The sequence below is a fragment of the Pseudomonas sp. BNK-44-b genome (genome assembly GCF_047456245.1).
Classification (GTDB): domain Bacteria; phylum Pseudomonadota; class Gammaproteobacteria; order Pseudomonadales; family Pseudomonadaceae; genus Aquipseudomonas; species Aquipseudomonas machongensis.
This window is the reverse complement of record NZ_CP179908.1, coordinates 5192926-5210675: the sequence shown is the minus strand read 5'-3', so window position 1 is coordinate 5210675 and position 17750 is coordinate 5192926. Positions and strand designations below refer to the sequence as shown.

At 63.4% G+C, this 17750-nt stretch carries 15 protein-coding genes and 1 pseudogene; 11 read left to right on the top strand and 5 right to left on the bottom strand.

Annotated features, from left to right (window positions below):
• The 3 genes and pseudogenes from ACMGGG_RS23550 to aspA form a co-directional block, all read right to left on the bottom strand.
• Nucleotides 1–1041, bottom strand: a complete 1041-nt coding sequence (locus ACMGGG_RS23550) for a histone deacetylase family protein (protein WP_414154522.1) — start codon at nt 1039–1041, stop codon at nt 1–3.
• Nucleotides 1042–1208: 167 nt separating this feature from the next.
• Nucleotides 1209–2201 (bottom strand): AraC family transcriptional regulator, encoded by a 993-nt coding sequence (locus tag ACMGGG_RS23545; protein ID WP_054892967.1) that lies wholly within the window; start codon nt 2199–2201, stop codon nt 1209–1211.
• A gap of 166 nt (nt 2202–2367) precedes the next feature.
• Nucleotides 2368–3793: pseudogene (gene aspA, locus ACMGGG_RS23540) on the bottom strand (aspartate ammonia-lyase).
• 181 nt (nt 3794–3974) lie between these two features.
• Here aspA and ACMGGG_RS23535 point away from each other — a divergent pair.
• The 5 genes from ACMGGG_RS23535 to ACMGGG_RS23515 all read left to right on the top strand — a co-directional run bounded on the left by ACMGGG_RS23535 (nt 3975) and on the right by ACMGGG_RS23515 (nt 7597).
• Nucleotides 3975–4916 (top strand): LysR substrate-binding domain-containing protein, encoded by a 942-nt coding sequence (locus ACMGGG_RS23535; RefSeq protein ID WP_054892965.1) that lies wholly within the window; start codon nt 3975–3977, stop codon nt 4914–4916.
• Nucleotides 4917–5088: 172 nt separating this feature from the next.
• Complete coding sequence (purE, locus tag ACMGGG_RS23530; protein WP_054892964.1) at nt 5089–5580, top strand: 5-(carboxyamino)imidazole ribonucleotide mutase; 492 nt, start codon at nt 5089–5091, stop codon at nt 5578–5580.
• A 10-nt stretch (nt 5581–5590) separates the two neighbouring features.
• Nucleotides 5591–6673 (top strand): 5-(carboxyamino)imidazole ribonucleotide synthase, encoded by a 1083-nt coding sequence (locus tag ACMGGG_RS23525; RefSeq protein WP_414154521.1) that lies wholly within the window; start codon nt 5591–5593, stop codon nt 6671–6673.
• A gap of 96 nt (nt 6674–6769) precedes the next feature.
• Nucleotides 6770–7015, top strand: coding sequence for a GlsB/YeaQ/YmgE family stress response membrane protein (locus ACMGGG_RS23520; RefSeq protein WP_054892962.1), 246 nt, complete (start codon nt 6770–6772; stop codon nt 7013–7015).
• 48 nt (nt 7016–7063) lie between these two features.
• Nucleotides 7064–7597, top strand: a complete 534-nt coding sequence (locus ACMGGG_RS23515) for a DUF3299 domain-containing protein (protein WP_162714440.1) — start codon at nt 7064–7066, stop codon at nt 7595–7597.
• A 40-nt stretch (nt 7598–7637) separates the two neighbouring features.
• Here ACMGGG_RS23515 and ACMGGG_RS23510 read toward each other — a convergent pair whose 3' ends face one another.
• Both ACMGGG_RS23510 and ACMGGG_RS23505 read right to left on the bottom strand, forming a co-directional pair.
• On the bottom strand, nt 7638–8534 hold the full coding sequence (locus ACMGGG_RS23510) for a D-hexose-6-phosphate mutarotase (protein WP_414154520.1): 897 nt from the start codon (nt 8532–8534) through the stop codon (nt 7638–7640).
• 72 nt (nt 8535–8606) lie between these two features.
• Nucleotides 8607–9005, bottom strand: a complete 399-nt coding sequence (locus ACMGGG_RS23505) for an acyl-CoA thioesterase (protein ID WP_003253317.1) — start codon at nt 9003–9005, stop codon at nt 8607–8609.
• Nucleotides 9006–9361: 356 nt separating this feature from the next.
• Between ACMGGG_RS23505 and ACMGGG_RS23500 the strand changes: the two genes are divergently transcribed.
• From ACMGGG_RS23500 to phoU, 6 genes are all read left to right on the top strand, one after another.
• Nucleotides 9362–10651 (top strand): MFS transporter, encoded by a 1290-nt coding sequence (locus ACMGGG_RS23500; RefSeq protein WP_414160007.1) that lies wholly within the window; start codon nt 9362–9364, stop codon nt 10649–10651.
• A 153-nt stretch (nt 10652–10804) separates the two neighbouring features.
• Nucleotides 10805–11785 carry a phosphate ABC transporter substrate-binding protein PstS gene (locus ACMGGG_RS23495; protein WP_054892958.1) on the top strand — a complete coding sequence of 327 codons (981 nt, stop codon included), beginning with the start codon at nt 10805–10807 and terminating at the stop codon, nt 11783–11785.
• A 144-nt stretch (nt 11786–11929) separates the two neighbouring features.
• Nucleotides 11930–14218 carry an ABC transporter permease subunit gene (locus ACMGGG_RS23490; RefSeq protein ID WP_414154519.1) on the top strand — a complete coding sequence of 763 codons (2289 nt, stop codon included), beginning with the start codon at nt 11930–11932 and terminating at the stop codon, nt 14216–14218.
• A gap of 17 nt (nt 14219–14235) precedes the next feature.
• A complete protein-coding gene (pstA, locus tag ACMGGG_RS23485; RefSeq protein WP_054892956.1) occupies nt 14236–15906 on the top strand; it encodes a phosphate ABC transporter permease PstA in 1671 nt (556 codons plus the stop codon).
• A 72-nt stretch (nt 15907–15978) separates the two neighbouring features.
• Nucleotides 15979–16812 carry a phosphate ABC transporter ATP-binding protein PstB gene (gene pstB, locus ACMGGG_RS23480; RefSeq protein WP_054892955.1) on the top strand — a complete coding sequence of 278 codons (834 nt, stop codon included), beginning with the start codon at nt 15979–15981 and terminating at the stop codon, nt 16810–16812.
• Nucleotides 16813–16873: 61 nt separating this feature from the next.
• Nucleotides 16874–17644 (top strand): phosphate signaling complex protein PhoU, encoded by a 771-nt coding sequence (phoU, locus tag ACMGGG_RS23475; protein ID WP_151925841.1) that lies wholly within the window; start codon nt 16874–16876, stop codon nt 17642–17644.
• Nucleotides 17645–17750 lie beyond the last annotated feature (106 nt).

Genomic DNA, 17750 nt, shown 5'->3' with positions numbered 1-17750 from the left:
TCAGGCTCCTGGCTGGGCGCGCTGGAACCCTTCCAGCACATTGACCGCATTGATGCCGATTTCCTCGACGGCATAGCCACCTTCCATCACGAACAGGGTCGGCTTGCCGAGTTGGGCGATGCGCTTGCCCATCTCCAGATAGTCCGGACTGTCGAGCTTGAACTGGGAGATCGGATCGTCCTTGAAGGTGTCCACGCCGAGCGAGACCACCAGCACATCGGCGTCGAAGGCGGCAATGCGTTGGCAGGCATCTTCGAGGGCGGCACTCCAGGTGGCCCAGTCGCTACCTGCCGGCAGAGGATAGTTGACGTTGCAGCCCTCGCCCGCGCCTTCGCCGGTTTCGTCGGCATAGCCGAGGAAGAACGGGAACTCGTCGGTCGGGTCGCCGTGAATCGAGGCGAAGAACACGTCGTTACGGTCGTAGAAGATGTCCTGGGTGCCGTTGCCGTGGTGGTAGTCGACATCGAGGATCGCAACCTTGCGCCGGCCCTGGTCGAGGAAGGCCTGGGCAGCGATGGCGGCGTTGTTCAGGTAGCAGTAGCCGCCCATCACTTCGGCGGCAGCGTGGTGCCCTGGCGGACGGCACAGGGCAAAGGCGGCATGGGCGCCGTTCTGGATCGCGGCCTGCCCGGTCAGTGCGACTTGCGCTGCGCTGTAGGCGGCCTGCCAGGTGCCGGCGGTGATCGGCGCGCCGCCGTCGAAGCTGTAGTAGCCCAGTTCGCCGTGCAGGCCGGTGGGTTTGATCTGGCGCAGGGTGCGTGCTGGCCAGGTGAAGGGCAGCAGGTCGCCCTCCTGGTTCATGGCCGCCCAGCGCGCCCAGGCGCCTTCGAAGAAGTCCAGGTAGGCGGCGCTGTGGATGCGCAGCAGCGGCGCGCGGCCGAAGTCGGTCGGGCCCTGGATCGGGCCGATGTCGCGGTGCTGGACGCGGGCGAGCACATGGTCAGCGCGCGAGGGCATCTCGAAACACGGCATCAGCTTGCCGTCGATCAGCTCGCAGCGGCCGTGGTGCAGGCGATGGTCATCGGAATAGATCGTCAGCATTTGTTGTTCTCCGAAGGTGACTGGCGTGGGTCCATTGTGGTGGGCGGGCCAGGTGGAGAGAACGTTGCAAACGGCCAAAAGGGGATCGATATGGCCACTGGCGATGGCCGGATCGGGTGGTTTGGGGATATTTCCGGCCTATTGCCCCGCGGCTGGACGGGTGCCGACTACCCCCGAAAATGGCTAGGCGCCACGCCACTCCAGCGCTGGAACGCGTGTCGGAAGCTTGCCGTCTCGCTGAATCCCAGGGTTTCGGCGATCCGGTAGATCGGCATCTGGTCTTCGGCGAGCAACTGTTTGGCCCGTTCGAAGCGCAGCTCATCGAGCAGCTGTTGATAACTGCTGCCCAACGCCTGCAAGTGTCGCCGCAAGGTGCGCGACGAGCAGTTCATCTGCCGCGCCAGGCCCTCGAGCCCAGGTGCCGCATCGAGCTGCTGCATCAGCAACTGGCGAATGCGCCCCAGCCAGGCTTGGCGGCCAGTGAACTCCAGGTTCAGGCGCCTGCAGCGTTCGGCCATGGCTTTGTGGGTGATGGGGTCGGCCAGGGGCAGTGGCATATCGAGCCAGCGCCGTTCGAAGGCAAAGGCGTTATCTCGCGATTCGAAGCCTGTCGGGCAGGGGAATGCACCGGCGTAGAGCAGATGGTAGGCAGGGCGTGCGTGTTCGAAGCGTGCCGCCAGCAAGGGTAGCGGCCGGCCGAGCAGGTCATCGCAGATGACTTTCAGCGAGACCAGGCAGAATTCGGCATTGAACGCTGCCAGTGCTGGCCCCTCGCGATAATCGCTGGCGCTCAGCCAGACACGCTGGCCATCGTCGACCAGGCGCAACTGGAAGATTGTTCCCAGCAGTGCCGGATAACGCAGCGCCAGACGCAGGGCGTCACCCAAAGTGGCACTCGAGAGCAAGGCGTAACCGAGCATGCCGTAGCACGACACATGCATCCGCCGCCCCAGCTCCAGGCCGATCTCCTCGCGTCGGGCGACCGCATTGGCACACACCTGCAGCTCCTGCTGGGTAGTGATGCGCGCATCGGGGTGGCCCAGGTCGGCCGGGCCTATGCCGCTGCCGGCGAGCAGTTGCGAGGCGGTACAGCCCTCTTCCTGGAAGACGTTGAGAATCAACGAAACTGCGTTGAGGGTGGTGAGGTGGCTGTGCAGCATGCTCGGCATCCCGTGGGGGTGAGGGGCATTATCGAGCAAGGAGTGTGCCGGGAACCGTTTGCCGGTGCTGGGTATAAAAAAAGGGCCCGGAGCGTGCGCTCGGGCCCTTGAAAGGTTGAGAGGTGTCTAGTCCCTCGACCTGGTGAGACAGGTTGCAGCGTTCGGGTTACGCCTTCAGCGGAACCAGACGTGGAGCGATCATGTTTTCCGGACGCAGGATGTCGTTGAGCATCGCTTCGTCCAGCAGCTTCTCTTCGCGCACCAGTTCCAGCACGCCGCGGCCGGTTTCCAGGGCGACGCGGGCGATACGGGTGGCGTTTTCGTAGCCGATGTACGGGTTCAGGGCGGTGACCAGGCCGATCGAGTGCTCGACCAGTTCACGGCAGCGCTGTTCGTTGGCAGTGATACCGACGATGCAGTGTTCGCGCAGCATGTCCATGGCGCGTTGCAGCAGGCGGATCGAGTCGAAGATCTTGTAGGCGATCAGCGGTTCCATCACGTTCAGCTGCAGCTGGCCACCTTCGGCGGCGACGGTCAGGGCCAGGTCGTTGCCCATGATGGCGAAGGCGACTTGGTTGACCGCTTCCGGGATCACCGGGTTGACCTTGCCTGGCATGATCGAGCTGCCTGGCTGGCGCGCCTGGCAGGTTGATCTCGTTGATGCCGGTACGCGGGCCGCTGGACAGCAGGCGCAGGTCGTTGCAGATCTTCGACAGCTTGACCGCGGTGCGCTTGAGCATGCCGGAGAACAGCACGAAGGCGCCCATGTCGGAGGTGGCTTCGATCAGGTCGGCCGCCGGAACCAGCGGCTGGCCGCTGATGGCTGCCAGGCGTTGTACCGCCAGGGCCTGGTAGCCCGGGTCGGCGTTGATGCCGGTGCCGATGGCGGTGCCGCCCAGGTTGATTTCGGTGAGCAGTTCCGGCGCCAGCGAACGCAGACGGTTGAGGTCTTCGGTCATGGTGGTGGCGAAGGCACGGAATTCCTGGCCCAGGGTCATCGGCACGGCGTCCTGCAGCTGGGTACGGCCCATCTTCAGTACGTGGCTGAACTCTTCACCTTTGGCAGCGAAAGCCTGGATCAGACTATCGAGGCTGGCCAGCAGGGCGTCGTGGCCCAGCAGCAGGCCGAGGCGGATGGCGGTCGGGTAGGCGTCGTTGGTCGACTGCGCCATGTTCACATCGTTGTTCGGGTGCAGGTACTGGTACTCACCCTTCTGGTGACCCATGGCCTCCAGTGCGATGTTGGCGATGACCTCGTTGGCGTTCATGTTGGTAGAAGTACCAGCACCGCCCTGGATCATGTCCACCACGAACTGCTCGTGGAAGTCGCCACGGATCAGGCGGGCACAGGCCTCGCTGATGGCGGCGTGCTTGGCATCGCTCAGGTGCCCCAGCTCACGGTTGGCGTCAGCAGCGGCCTGCTTGACCATCGCCAGGCCGACTACCAGTTTCGGGTAGTGCGACAGCGGAACGCCGGAGAGGTGGAAGTTGTTGGCAGCGCGCAGAGTCTGGATGCCGTAGTAGGCATCGGCAGGGACTTCAAGGGTACCAAGCAGGTCTTTTTCGACGCGGAACGATGCAGCGGAGGACATGACGGATATCATCTCGATTTAAACCCGGCACCTGCCGGAATGCCGCCAATCCTAGGCCTCGGCAGATTTTGCGGCCAATGCTGTTAGACGCTAACCTATGCACAAACGGCATACGGTTTGATGTGACGCCGATTGACAATCGAGCGTGTTCCATTTTGGTGCACGCCTGCGGAGCTTCTCGATGAACCTTGAAAGCAAGTGGCTGGAAGACTTCAGTGCTCTGGCCTCCACACGCAGTTTTTCCCAGGCGGCGGAGCGCCGCTTCGTGACGCAGCCGGCCTTCAGTCGACGCATCCGCAGCCTGGAAGCGGCATTGGGGCTGACCTTGGTGAATCGTTCCCGCACGCCGATAGAGCTGACTGAGGCGGGTCAGCTGTTTCTCGTTACCGCGCGTACCGTTGTCGACCAGTTGAGCGAAGTTCTCCGCCATTTACATCATCTGGAAGGTGGTCAGGGCGAGGTGGTCCAGGTCGCGGCGGCGCACTCGCTGGCGTCCGGCTTCTTCCCGCGCTGGGTGGCCCAGTTGCGCAACGACGGCATGAACATCGCCACCCGCCTGGTGGCCACCAACGTGGGCGATGCAGTGCATGCCTTGAGGGAAGGTGGCTGTGACCTGATGCTGGCCTTTTACGACCCTGACGCCGCCTTGCAGATGGATGCCGAGATCTTCCCATCGTTGCACATGGGCACCACCGAAATGCTGCCAGTCTGTGCCGTCGGGGCCGATGGCAAGCCGCTGTTCGACCTGGAAGGCGAGGGCAGCGTGCCGCTCCTGGCCTACAGCGCCGGGGCATTCCTCGGGCGATCCGTCAGCCTGCTGCTGCGCCAGCGCAACCTGCGCTACACCACGGTGTACGAAACGGCGATGGCCGACAGTCTCAAGAGCATGGCGCTCGAAGGCATGGGTATCGCCTGGGTGCCGCGCCTGTCGATGCGCGGCGAGCTGGAGCGTGGCGAACTGGCGATCTGCGGCTCCAGCCAGTGGCACGTGCCGCTGGAGATTCGCCTCTACCGCTGCGCCCTGGTGCGCAAGGCGAACGTGCGCCTGCTGTGGCGCAAGCTCGAAGGTGGAGCGCTGGCGGGCGCAGTTGACTCGAAAGTCAGTCAAAGCCCCGAAAAATAAGGCCGACAGTTGGTCGCCAGGGGTGCCTCGAATGCCTAACGTTACGGTATACTGCGCGGCCCCTCGACTGGATCGATCCGGTCATGATCAGCAAACAAGCCACGCCGGTCGTCCCGCGTGGCTTGTTGTTTTTTGACGGCGCCCAAGGGCGCACAAGCGAAGAGGCTCGACGATGAGTGCACTGGTTGGCGTGATCATGGGCTCCAAGTCCGATTGGTCCACCCTTAGCCACACCGCCGATATGCTGGAAAAACTCGGCATTCCCTACGAGGTGAAGGTGGTGTCCGCCCACCGGACCCCGGACCTGCTGTTCCAGTACGCCGAAGAGGCCGAAGGCCGCGGCATCGAGGTGATCATCGCCGGCGCCGGTGGTGCAGCGCACCTGCCGGGCATGTGCGCCGCCAAGACGCACCTGCCGGTGCTGGGCGTACCTGTGCAGTCCTCGATGCTGTCGGGTGTCGATTCACTGCTGTCGATCGTGCAGATGCCAGCCGGCATCCCGGTTGCCACCCTGGCCATCGGCAAGGCTGGCGCGATCAACGCCGCGCTGCTGTCGGCAAGCATCCTGGGTGCCAAGCACCCGCAGTACCACGCGGCGCTCAAGCAGTTCCGCGCGGAGCAGACCGAAACCGTCCTGGACAACCCGGACCCCCGCCAGGCTTGAGGCTGACGACATGAAGATCGGTGTAATCGGTGGCGGCCAACTGGGTCGCATGCTGGCCCTGGCGGGCACTCCGCTGGGCATGAACTTCGCCTTCCTCGACCCGGCACCGGACGCCTGCGCCGCCCCCCTGGGCGAGCACCTGCGTGCCGACTACGGCGACCAGGACCACCTGCGCCAACTGGCCGACGAAGTCGACCTGGTGACCTTCGAGTTCGAGAGCGTCCCCGCGGAAACCGTGGCCTTCCTGTCGCAGTTCGTGCCGGTCTACCCAAGCGCCGAAGCCCTGCGCATCGCGCGCGATCGCCTGTTCGAGAAGAGCATGTTCCGCGACCTGGGCATTCCGACCCCGGCCTTCGCCGACATCCTTTCGCAGGATGACCTCGACGCGGCAGTGGCCAGCATCGGCCTGCCGGCCGTGCTCAAGACCCGCACCCTGGGTTATGACGGCAAGGGCCAGAAGGTCCTGCGCAAGCCAGAAGACGTGGTCGGCACCTTCGCGGAGCTGGGCAGCGTCCCTTGCCTGCTGGAAGGCTTCGTGCCGTTCACCGGCGAAGTCTCGCTGGTTGCCGTGCGAGCCCGCGATGGCGAGACGCGCTTCTATCCGCTGGTGCACAACACTCATGACAGCGGCATCCTGCGCCTGTCGGTGGCAAGCGATGCGCATCCACTGCAGGCGCTGGCTGAGGATTACGTCGGCCGTGTGCTGCACAAGCTCGACTATGTTGGCGTAATGGCGTTCGAGTTCTTCGAGGTCGACGGTGGCCTCAAGGCCAACGAGATCGCCCCGCGCGTGCACAACTCCGGGCACTGGACCATCGAAGGCGCCGAGTGCAGCCAGTTCGAGAACCACCTGCGGGCCGTCGCCGGCCTGCCGCTGGGCTCGACGGCCAAGGTCGGCGAGAGCGCCATGCTCAACTTCATCGGCGAAGTGCCTGCGGTCGACCAGGTCGTGGCCATCGACGACTGCCACCTGCATCACTATGGCAAGGCGTTCAAGGCGGGGCGCAAGGTCGGTCACGCCACCCTGCGCTGCAAGGACATGGTCACGCTCAAGGCCAAGATCGCCGAAGTAGAGGCGTTGATCGTCGGCTGATCGAACTTCTGCCTGCAGCAGGCCCTCTGAGATGGCAACACGCCAAAGCGCTGTCTAGGCTTTGGCGTGTTCCATCTTCACTGTAGAGGGATTGCCATGGGCATCATCGGAACCATCTTCATCGGCCTGATCGTCGGCTTGCTGGCGCGTTTCCTGAAACCCGGGGACGACAGCATGGGCTGGATCATGACCATTCTGCTCGGCATCGCCGGCTCCCTGGTGGCCACCTATGGCGGGCAGGCCCTGGGTATCTACCAGGCCGGACAGGCGGCGGGCTTCTTCGGTGCCCTGGTTGGCGCCATCGTGCTGCTGGTGATCTACGGATTCATCAAGAAGCGCTGAACACAGGCTAGAATGCGCGGCAATTCACTAGAGTTGCCGAGCATTGCCATGCGTGCGTTATTCCTTCTTCCCTTGTTGCTGGCCAGCACCCTGGCCCATGCCGAGCTGCCCGAAACCGACTGGCTGGAGTTGATGCCCAAGTCGGACCAGAAGGCTCTCGAACAGATGCCCGAGATCGATCACAACTCCCCCGAAGCCATGGGCACCTTCACCGCCAAGGGCGGCCTGAAGCAAAGCCAGGGCCTGCCGGCGGTGATGTATTCGACCAAGACCGTGGCGGCCATGAACGGCAAGCAGATCCGCCTGGGTGGCTATCCTGTGCCGCTGGAGAGCGATGCCAAGGGCAACAGCACCTTGTTCTTCCTCGTGCCTTATCCGGGGGCCTGCATCCACGTGCCGCCGCCTCCGCCGAACCAGCTGGTGCTGGTGCGCTACCCGAAAGGGCTGAAGATCGCCGATATCTACACGCCGCTGTGGGTGACCGGTACGCTGAAGATCGAGAAGGTCAGCAATGACCTGGCCGATGCGGCCTATGCGCTGGACGCGGGGAAGGTGAGGGTGGTCGAGGACGCCGATCTTTGAGCCCGACCCGCTCCTACGGACAGCGCGGTGTCCTGTCGAATCAGAGCGCTTCGCGGCCAATCACCACCCCCAGCACATGGCTGGCTCCAGGCTTGAGCTCCACCACGTCATCCCACACATTCGCCGTCTCCACGCACAGCATCCGCTGCCAGCCGTCGTCGGCCATGTCGGGCAGCTCGCGGGCGCGGTCGGTCCAGGGGTTCCAGATCACTGCACCGCGTGAGCCGGTGGCGTGCAAGGTGATGCGCCGCTTCCATTGTGGGTCGACGATCGCCAGGCGCTCGGGAGCGTTCAGGTAGATGCGGTCGGTCTCGCCGGCAAAGCACAGCTTGCCTTGCTGGGTGCGCTGCTCCCAGCCCTCCAGGGTCTCGATATAGGGCAGCCCCTCGACGCCTTCCACGTGCACCTGGCGTACATCGCTGACGGCAAAGTAGCTGTGCAGTGCCTGGCTGAGCGTGACGCTGGCATCGCCCAGGTTGCGGCTGCAAAGCGAAACGTGCAGTTGTTCGCCGAGCTCGATCAGCAGGCGCAGCTCGACTTTGTGTGGCCAGTCTGGCAGTTGGCCTTGAGCCTCGGGCAGGTCGAACTCGATACGCAGGTTTTCACCGACTTCCTCGACGCCAAGCAACTCCCAGTCGCGTCCGCGCGCCAGGCCGTGGGCCGGTGCCTCGCTGCCGTGGTACATGGCCTTGACCGAATCGGGATTGCGCTGGAAGTTGCTGAACCATGGCCAGCATACCGGCACACCGGCGCGTACCGACTTGCCCTGGCGGAAGATCGCCTGGTCACTGAGCCACAGCAGGGGCTCGTCACCGATGGGCTGGTAGCTGAGAATCTGCGCGCCCTGCTGGGCGATGAGGAGTTCGGCATGCCGGCTGGTGATGCGCCAGCAGTTGAGTTCGCCGTGTTGCTCGGTGTCGACCTTGAAGGTTGCCATGCGCTCGTCTCGTTGATTGCAGGTGAGGCCGTTGGACCTCGAAGCCTGCAACGAGTTTACCGCGCGCCGGGCTCAGCGACGAGGTACGGAGCGGGTGCGGCCACTGCCGTCGATGGCCACGAAAACGAACACCGCTTCGGTGACTTTGCGCCATTCGCTGGACAGCGGGTCGTCGCTCCAGACCTCGACCATCATCTGGATCGAGCTGCGGCCGATCTCCAGGGTCTGCGTATAGAAGGACAGTTGCGCGCCCACGGCCACCGGCACCAGGAATGCCATGCGATCGATCGCCACGGTGGCCACACGGCCGCCAGCCACGCGGCTGGCCATGGCAGTACCGGCCAGGTCCATCTGGGCGACCAGCCAGCCGCCGAAGATATCGCCGAAGCCATTGGTTTCGCGCGGTAGCGCGGTGATCTGAAGGGCCAGGTCGCCCTGCGGGATAGGATCTTCTTGTTCGAGCTCAATCATGCCGTGGGGCCTCTGACCCGTGACGCTTCGTTGGTTGGCGCGGTGACGGACGCCCTGAAAAACGATTCAGCCAGAAACATACTACGCTGATTTCGCTCCGGTTGGCGGCCAAAGGGAAACTCTGCGAAACCGCCTGAACATAATGACCGGCGTTTTCGCACAACATCCCACATCGTAAACAACCTTTTCCTACGAAGAGCGCAGTATATAGACGGTATCGGCCAGCGACGACCGCACATTGGTGAATATCTGTAGAGTTTTTGTACCTCTATGAGCCATGCGCGGCAATTTGTTATCTTGCCCACTCCCGCGCCACAAGCCGCAGCACAAGCGGCCTGCCTTATAAGAGAACATCCATGACCTCCGTGCCGAGCAGTATCGAGCAGCCCTCGCGGCCGCTGACCCGCAGTGACTACAAGACCCTCTCACTGTCCGCCTTGGGCGGGCTTCTGGAGTTCTACGACTTCATCATCTTCGTGTTCTTCGCCACCGTGGTGGGCAAGCTGTTCTTCCCCGCCGACATGCCCGAATGGCTGCGCCTGATGCAGACCTTCGGCATCTTTGCCGCAGGTTATCTGGCGCGCCCGCTGGGTGGCATCATCATGGCGCACTTCGGTGACCTGCTCGGGCGCAAGAAGATGTTCACCCTGAGCATCTTCATGATGGCCTTGCCCACCCTGATCATGGGCCTGCTGCCGACTTATGCACAGGTCGGCCTGTGGGCGCCGATCCTGCTGCTGTTGATGCGGGTGGTGCAGGGCGCCGCCATCGGTGGCGAGGTGCCGGGCGCCTGGGTGTTCGTCTCCGAGCACGTACCGGAGCGCAATACCGGCTATGCCTGCGGCACCCTGACTGCCGGCCTGACTGCCGGCATCCTGCTGGGGTCGCTGGTGGCAACCCTGATCAACACCGTCTACAGCCCTGAAGAGGTGGCCGACTACGCCTGGCGGATCCCCTTCCTGCTCGGCGGTGTGTTCGGCCTGTTCGCCGTGTATCTGCGTCGTTGGCTGCACGAGACCCCGGTGTTCGCCGAGATGCAGCAGCGCAAGGCGCTGGCCGAAGAGCTGCCGCTGCGTGCGGTACTGCGCGACCACCGTGGCGCGATCATCCTGTCGATGCTGCTGACCTGGTTGCTGTCGGCGGGCATCGTGGTGGTGATCCTGATGACCCCGGCGCTGCTGCAGAGCCTCTATCACGTCAGCCCCACCGATTCGCTCAAGGCCAACAGCCTGGCCATCGTCCTGCTCAGCCTGGGCTGCATCGGCGCCGGCAGCCTGGCCGACCGCTTCGGCGCAGGGCGGGTGTTCGTGATCGGCAGCCTGGCGCTGCTGGCTTCGTCGTGGGCGTTCTACCACAGCTTGCCGACCCGGCCTGATCTGCTGTTCCCGCTGTATGCCCTTACCGGACTGTTCGTCGGTCTGGTCGGCGCGGTGCCTTATGTGATGGTCAAGGCCTTCCCGGCGGTGGTGCGCTTCAGCGGGCTGTCGTTCTCCTACAACGTCGCCTACGCCATTTTCGGCGGCCTGACCCCGATGGTGGTGACCGCCCTGCTCAAGTTCAGCCCGATGGCACCGGCCTACTATGTGGCTGGCCTGTGCGCTGTAGGGCTGCTGGTCGGGGTGTACCTGCTGATCAACAAGCGCTGAGTCGGTTTCCTGCGGCACCCGAAAGGCCATCCTCGGCAGCGATGATGGCCTTTCATCCATTTGTCACAATTAGGTCATATCGTGTTCATGCGGCCTGCCGATACTGGGCCCCGTTCCATCCAACACACCCAATATTCCTGCTAGGAGCAAGGCATGAAACTGAAGCGTTTGATGGCGGCCCTGACCTTTGCCGCCGCTGGCGTCGCTGCCGCCAACGCGGTCGCCGCTGTCGACCCTGCTATCCCGACCTACACCAAGACCACTGGCGTATCGGGCAACCTCTCCAGCGTCGGTTCCGACACCCTCGCGAACCTGATGACTCTGTGGGCCGAGGCCTACAAGAAGGAATATCCGAACGTAAACATCCAGATCCAGGCTGCCGGCTCGTCCACCGCGCCACCCGCGCTGACCGAAGGCACCGCCAACCTGGGCCCGATGAGCCGCAAGATGAAGGACGTGGAGCTGCAGGCCTTCGAGCAGAAGTACGGCTACAAGCCGACCGCCATCCCGGTCGCTGTCGACGCCCTGGCCGTGTTCGTGCACAAGGACAACCCGATCAAGGGCCTGACCATGGCTCAGGTCGACGCGATCTTCTCCTCCACCCGCCTGTGCGGTGGCAAGGCCGAGATCAAGACCTGGGGTGACGTCGGTGTGACCGGCGACCTGGCCAACAAGCCAATCCAGCTGTTCGGCCGCAACTCGGTATCGGGCACCTACGGCTACTTCAAGGAAGAAGCCCTGTGCAAAGGCGACTTCAAGCCTAACGTCAACGAACAACCTGGCTCGGCTTCGGTCGTGCAGTCGATCAGCTCCTCGCTGAACGGCATCGGCTACTCGGGTATCGGTTACAAGACCGCCAGCGTCAAGACCGTAGCCCTGGCCAAGAAGGAAGGCGGCGAGTTCATCGAAGATAACGAAGCCAACGCCCTGAACGGTACCTACCCGCTGTCGCGCTTCCTGTACGTGTACGTCAACAAGGCACCGAACAAGCCTCTGGCACCGCTGGAAGCCGAGTTCGTGAAGCTGGTCCTGTCGCAGGCAGGCCAGCAGGTCGTGGTGAAGGATGGCTACATCCCGCTGCCAGCCAAAGTGGTCGAGAAGACCCTGGGTGACCTGGGTCTGTCCCACAAGTAAGACGTGTTGCCCGGAAGGGGTGGGCCAGTGGGTCGGCCCCTTCCATGACTTTCCCCAGTCCGAAGCCAGGTCTCCTGAGCGGCGGGCTTTTTTGCGTCACTACACTGTCATGTTTCTGTCATACGGGACCGCTAGGGTGTGCGCATGAATGATCTGGCCAATTCCACAATGACCCCAAATTCCCCTCCCGTGCGCATTGATTTCAATACGCCCGAGCTGCAACGCAAGCGCCGCATGCGCGCGTTGAAGGACCGCCTGACCCGCTGGTATGTCCTGGTGGGCGGGCTTGCCGTATTGGCAGCCATTACCTTGATCTTCTTCTATCTGGCCTACGTGGTGCTGCCGCTGTTCCAGGGCGCGGAGCTGACCAGCAAGAAAGCCCTTGAACCGACCTGGTTGCAGCAGGATGCCGGCAAGCCGCTGATGATCGCCCTCGAGGAGCAGAACCTCGTGGGCATGCGTGTTTCCGACAAGGGTCAGGCGCTGTTCTTCGATACCAAGACCGGTGCCGAGATCAAGCGCGTCGACCTGCCTCTGCCGGCGGGCACCACGGTCAGTTCGATCGGTACCGACCAGCCGGGCAGTCCGCTGGTGGTACTGGGGTTGTCCAATGGCCAGGCGCTGGTGTTCCACCACACCTACAAGATCACCTATCCGGACAACAAGAAGACCATCAATGCGGGTATCGACTACCCCTATGGTCAGGATCCTTTCGCCCTCGACGAACAGGGTCGTGCGCTGGAGCACGTGAGCGTCAACCTCAATGGCGATACCCTGCTGCTGGCCGGCTCCACCGGCGCGCAACTGCAGGTGATCGAGCTGTCGCGCACCGAAAACATGATGACCGGCGAGACCACCACCGAACAGAACCGCATCGCGCTGCCGCAGATGACCCAGACGGTGAAGAACATCTTCATCGACCCGCGCCAGCAGTGGTTGTACGTGGTCAACGGTCGCGCCACCGCCGATGTCTTCAGCCTGCGGGACAAGAGCCTCAACGGTCGCTACAAGCTGCTCGAAGATGGCAACGCCGAAATCACCGCCAGTGGCCAGTTGGTCGGTGGTATCTCGCTGATCTTCGGCGACTCCAAGGGTGGCCTGAGCCAGTGGTTCATGGCCCGCGACCCGGATGGCGAGTCGCGCTTCAAGCTGATCCGCAGCTTCCAGTTGGGCAAGGCACCGATCGCCCAGATCGACGCCGAGGAGCGTCGCAAGGGCTTCATCGCCCTGGACAACGACGGCAAGCTCGGTGTGTTCCACAGCACCGCGCACCGTACCCTGCTGGTCGAGCCGGTCGCCGATGGCGCCGGTGTGCTGGCGCTGTCGCCACGCGCCAACCGCATCATGATCGAAGAAGGCGGCAAGCTGCTGCCACTGAGTCTGCGCAACCCGCACCCTGAAGTGTCCTTCAGCGCGCTGTGGGGCAAGGTCTGGTACGAGAACTACGACGAGCCGAAGTACGTCTGGCAGTCGACCGCCTCCAACACCGATTTCGAACCCAAGCTGAGCCTGTCGCCGCTGACCTTCGGTACGCTCAAGGCCGCATTCTACGCGATGATCCTGGCGGCACCCCTGGCCATTGCCGCGGCCATCTACACCGCCTACTTCATGGCTCCGGGCATGCGCCGCAAGGTCAAGCCGGTGATCGAGCTGATGGAAGCGATGCCGACGGTGATCCTCGGCTTCTTCGCCGGCCTGTTCCTGGCGCCTTATCTCGAAGGCCACCTGCCGGGCGTGTTCAGCCTGTTGCTGATCTTGCCGATCGGCATCCTGGTGGCGGGCTTCTCCTGGAGCCGCTTGCCAGAGTCGATCCGTCAGCGCGTCCCGGATGGCTGGGAGGCGGCGATCCTGATCCCGGTGATCCTGGCGATCGGCTGGTTCGCGCTGTCCATGAGCCCGTTCCTGGAGAGCTGGTTCTTCGGCGGCGACATGCGCCTGTGGATCAGCCACGACATGGGCATTACCTACGACCAGCGCAACGCCCTGGTGGTCGGTATCGCCATGGGCTTCGCAGTGATTCCGAATATCTACTCGATCGCCGAAGACGCCGTGTTCAGTGTGCCGCGCAGCCTCACCCTCGGCTCGCTGGCGCTGGGCGCGACGCCTTGGCAGACCCTGACCCGCGTGGTCATCCTCACCGCAAGCCCGGGCATCTTCTCGGCGCTGATGATCGGCATGGGCCGGGCGGTGGGCGAGACCATGATCGTGCTCATGGCCACCGGCAACACCCCGGTGATGGAGCTGAACCTGTTCGAGGGCATGCGCACCCTGGCCGCCAACGTGGCCGTGGAAATGCCCGAGTCGGAAGTCGGCGGCAGCCACTATCGTGTGCTGTTCCTCGCCGCCCTCGTGCTGCTGATGTTCACCTTCATCATGAACACCTTGGCCGAGCTGATTCGCCAGCGTCTGCGCAAGAAATACTCGTCGCTTTGATAGAAAGGTAGAGATCCGTGAAAAAGGATTCCCTCAAAGGCTGGTTCAAGAGCGGTGCGCCGGGCGTGTGGATCAGCGGTGGCGCGGTCGCCATGGCGGTGATCATGACCGTCGGCCTGCTCGCCGTGATCGCTGTTCGCGGCCTGGGCCACTTCTGGCCGGCCGACCTGGTCCAGGCCACCTACAAGGTGCCCGGCCAGGCCGATCATGTGATCGTCGGCGAAGTGGTGCAGAAGGAAGAAGTCCCGCGCGAGCGCCTCAAGAGCGCTGGCCTGCCGGTACCTGACCAGGGGCCGGAGTTCATGACCCGCGAGCTGGTCAAGGTCGGAAACCGCGACCTCAACGGCAGCGACTTCACCTGGCTGGTCGGCGAATGGCTGGTGGACCAGAGCAAGCCTGCCGACCTGATTGCCTTGGAGCGCCGCGAGTGGGGCAACTTCTATGGTTACCTGGTCAGCGTCAAGGAAGAAGGCCGTGTGGTCGCCGAAGGCCCGAGCGCCTGGAACGAACTGCAGAGCCGCCTCAAGCGCGCCAGCGACCTGAACGACCAACTGGTGTCGCTCGAGAAGAAAGACATCGGCTCTATCAACCACGGCCTCGAACGCCTGCGCCTGCACAGCCGCAAGCTGGAACTGCAGGGCAAGCTGGATGCGGCCGCCCAGGCCGATATCGAGTCTGAACGCGCAGAGCTGAACAGCCGCTACAAGACCATCGAGGAGCGTCTGACCGGCCTGCACCAGGCCTTCGCCCGCGACAGCCTGGTGGCCCGCGACGCCAACGGCCGCCAGGTGGAGATCAACCTGAGCAAGGTGGTGCATGCCATCCAGCCGAACGGCATGTCGGCGATGACCAAGATGGGCGCCTACTTCAGCAAGGTCTGGGAGTTCCTCAGCGACGACCCGCGTGAAGCCAACACTGAAGGCGGGATCTTCCCGGCCATCTTCGGCACGGTGATGATGACCCTGATCATGGCCGTGATCGTCACCCCCTTTGGCGTGCTGGCGGCGGTCTACCTGCGCGAATACGCCAGGCAAGGCCCGGTTACGCGTCTGATCCGCATCGCGGTGAACAACCTGGCCGGCGTGCCGGCGATCGTCTACGGCGTATTCGGCCTGGGCTTCTTCGTGTACGTGCTGGGTGGCTCGATCGACCGGCTGTTCTTCCCCGAATCGCTACCGGCACCTACGCTGGGCACGCCAGGCTTGTTGTGGGCCTCGCTGACCCTGGCGCTGCTGGCGGTTCCTGTGGTGATCGTCGCCACTGAAGAAGGCCTGGCGCGGATTCCGCGTACCGTGCGCGAGGGCTCGTTGGCCCTGGGTGCGACCAAGGCCGAGACGCTGTGGAAAATCGTACTGCCGATGGCCAGCCCGGCGATGATGACCGGCATGATTCTCGCCGTGGCGCGCGCCGCAGGCGAGGTGGCGCCGCTGATGCTGGTGGGTGTAGTGAAACTGGCGCCATCGCTGCCGGTGGACGGCAACTACCCTTACCTGCACCTCGACCAGAAGATCATGCACCTGGGCTTCCACATCTACGACGTCGGCTTCCAGAGCCCCAACGTCGAGGCCGCGCGACCGCTGGTCTACGCCACGGCGCTGCTGCTGGTACTGGTGATCGCGACCCTCAACCTCTCGGCGGTGTGGATCCGTAACCACCTGCGCGAGAAGTACAAGGCGCTCGACAGCTGATCCTGATTGCAAGTGAGCCGCCCACGGTATGGGCGGCCCTTTGAAACGAATTGATAGCGTATGGAGTTGACCATGCAGCAAGAATCCCACTCCCACGGCATCGACATGTCGGCCCTGGGCCGCGACAAGCAGAGCCTGCGCCTGGCCGAAGAGACCGTGGCCATCGAAGTCCCGGGCCTGTCGCTGTTCTACGGCGACAAGCAGGCGCTGTTCGATGTACAGATGAACATCCCCAAACAGCGCGTGACCGCCTTCATTGGCCCGTCCGGCTGCGGCAAGTCCACGCTGCTGCGCACCTTCAACCGCATGAACGACCTGGTCGATGGTTGCCGCGTGGAAGGCGCCATCAACCTGTACGGCAACAACATCTACCGCAAGGGCGAAGATGTGGCCGAGTTGCGTCGCCGGGTGGGCATGGTGTTCCAGAAGCCCAACCCGTTCCCCAAGACCATCTACGAGAACGTGGTCTACGGCCTGCGTATCCAGGGTATCAACAAGAAGCGCGTGCTCGACGAAGCGGTCGAGTGGGCGCTCAAGGGCGCAGCGCTGTGGGATGAGGTCAAGGACCGCCTGCACGACTCGGCGCTGGGGCTGTCCGGTGGTCAGCAGCAGCGTCTGGTGATCGCCCGTACCATCGCCGTGGAGCCCGAGGTCCTGCTGCTCGACGAGCCTTGCTCGGCACTGGACCCGATTTCCACGCTGAAGGTCGAAGAGCTGATCTACGAGCTGAAGTCCAAGTACACCATCGTCATCGTGACCCACAACATGCAGCAGGCGGCGCGCGTCTCCGACTACACCGCCTTCATGTACATGGGCAAGCTGATCGAATTCGGTGATACCGACACGCTCTTCACCAATCCGGCGAAGAAGCAGACCGAAGACTACATTACCGGGCGTTACGGCTAGCAGCGCGGCGATTCGGCGCCCCGACAAGCCCGCTCCTACAGGATTCAGGGACTAGAGAACGATGATCAACAAAGAAAGCCTTACCCATCACATCTCCCAGCAGTTCAACGCCGAGCTCGAGGAAGTGCGCAGCCACCTGCTGGCGATGGGGGGCCTGGTCGAGAAGCAGGTTAACGACGCCGTGACTGCGCTGATCGAAGCCGATTCGGGCCTGGCCCAGCAGGTGCGTGAGGTCGATGAACAGATCAACCAGATGGAGCGCAACATCGACGAGGAATGCGTACGCATCCTCGCCCGTCGCCAGCCTGCGGCGTCCGACCTGCGTCTGATCATCAGCATCTCCAAGTCGGTGATCGACCTGGAGCGCATCGGTGACGAGTCGACCAAGATCGCCCGCCGCGCCATTCAACTGTGCGAGGAAGGCGAGTCGCCCCGTGGCTACGTCGAAGTGCGTCATATCGGCGACCAGGTGCGCAACATGGTTCGCGATGCACTGGACGCCTTCGCCCGTTTCGACGCCGAGCTGGCACTGTCGGTGGCCCAGTACGACAAGACCATCGACCGCGAATACAAGACCGCGCTGCGCGAGCTGGTCACCTACATGATGGAAGACCCCCGTTCGATCTCGCGGGTGTTGAGCGTCATCTGGGCCCTGCGCTCGCTGGAGCGTATCGGCGACCACGCCCGCAATATCTCGGAGCTGGTGATCTACCTGGTGCGTGGCACCGATGTACGCCACATGGGCCTCAAGCGCATGAAGGCCGAGGTCGAGGGCGACAGTTCCGGCGCTGCCGAAAAGGCTAATGTTCCGGGCGAATCGGACGATAAGTAATATTGCTCCCGAGCATCAACGCCCGGCCTCGTCCGGGCGTTTTCGTTTGTGGCAGATACAGCAGGCACCCGCGAACAGTCTTGAAACGTCCCGGCGTGACCAGTGG

Coding starts and splice junctions, on each gene's coding strand:
- ACMGGG_RS23495 (WP_054892958.1), top strand. CDS start 10,805: ATGAAACTGAAGCGTTTGATGGCGGCCCTGACCTTTGCCGCCGCTGGC.
- ACMGGG_RS23545 (WP_054892967.1), bottom strand. CDS start 2,201: ATGCTGCACAGCCACCTCACCACCCTCAACGCAGTTTCGTTGATTCTC.
- ACMGGG_RS23500 (WP_414160007.1), top strand. CDS start 9,362: ATGACCTCCGTGCCGAGCAGTATCGAGCAGCCCTCGCGGCCGCTGACC.
- ACMGGG_RS23550 (WP_414154522.1), bottom strand. CDS start 1,041: ATGCTGACGATCTATTCCGATGACCATCGCCTGCACCACGGCCGCTGC.
- purE (WP_054892964.1), top strand. CDS start 5,089: ATGAGTGCACTGGTTGGCGTGATCATGGGCTCCAAGTCCGATTGGTCC.
- ACMGGG_RS23535 (WP_054892965.1), top strand. CDS start 3,975: ATGAACCTTGAAAGCAAGTGGCTGGAAGACTTCAGTGCTCTGGCCTCC.
- ACMGGG_RS23510 (WP_414154520.1), bottom strand. CDS start 8,534: ATGGCAACCTTCAAGGTCGACACCGAGCAACACGGCGAACTCAACTGC.
- ACMGGG_RS23525 (WP_414154521.1), top strand. CDS start 5,591: ATGAAGATCGGTGTAATCGGTGGCGGCCAACTGGGTCGCATGCTGGCC.
- ACMGGG_RS23490 (WP_414154519.1), top strand. CDS start 11,930: ATGAATGATCTGGCCAATTCCACAATGACCCCAAATTCCCCTCCCGTG.
- ACMGGG_RS23520 (WP_054892962.1), top strand. CDS start 6,770: ATGGGCATCATCGGAACCATCTTCATCGGCCTGATCGTCGGCTTGCTG.
- ACMGGG_RS23515 (WP_162714440.1), top strand. CDS start 7,064: ATGCGTGCGTTATTCCTTCTTCCCTTGTTGCTGGCCAGCACCCTGGCC.
- ACMGGG_RS23505 (WP_003253317.1), bottom strand. CDS start 9,005: ATGATTGAGCTCGAACAAGAAGATCCTATCCCGCAGGGCGACCTGGCC.
- phoU (WP_151925841.1), top strand. CDS start 16,874: ATGATCAACAAAGAAAGCCTTACCCATCACATCTCCCAGCAGTTCAAC.
- pstB (WP_054892955.1), top strand. CDS start 15,979: ATGCAGCAAGAATCCCACTCCCACGGCATCGACATGTCGGCCCTGGGC.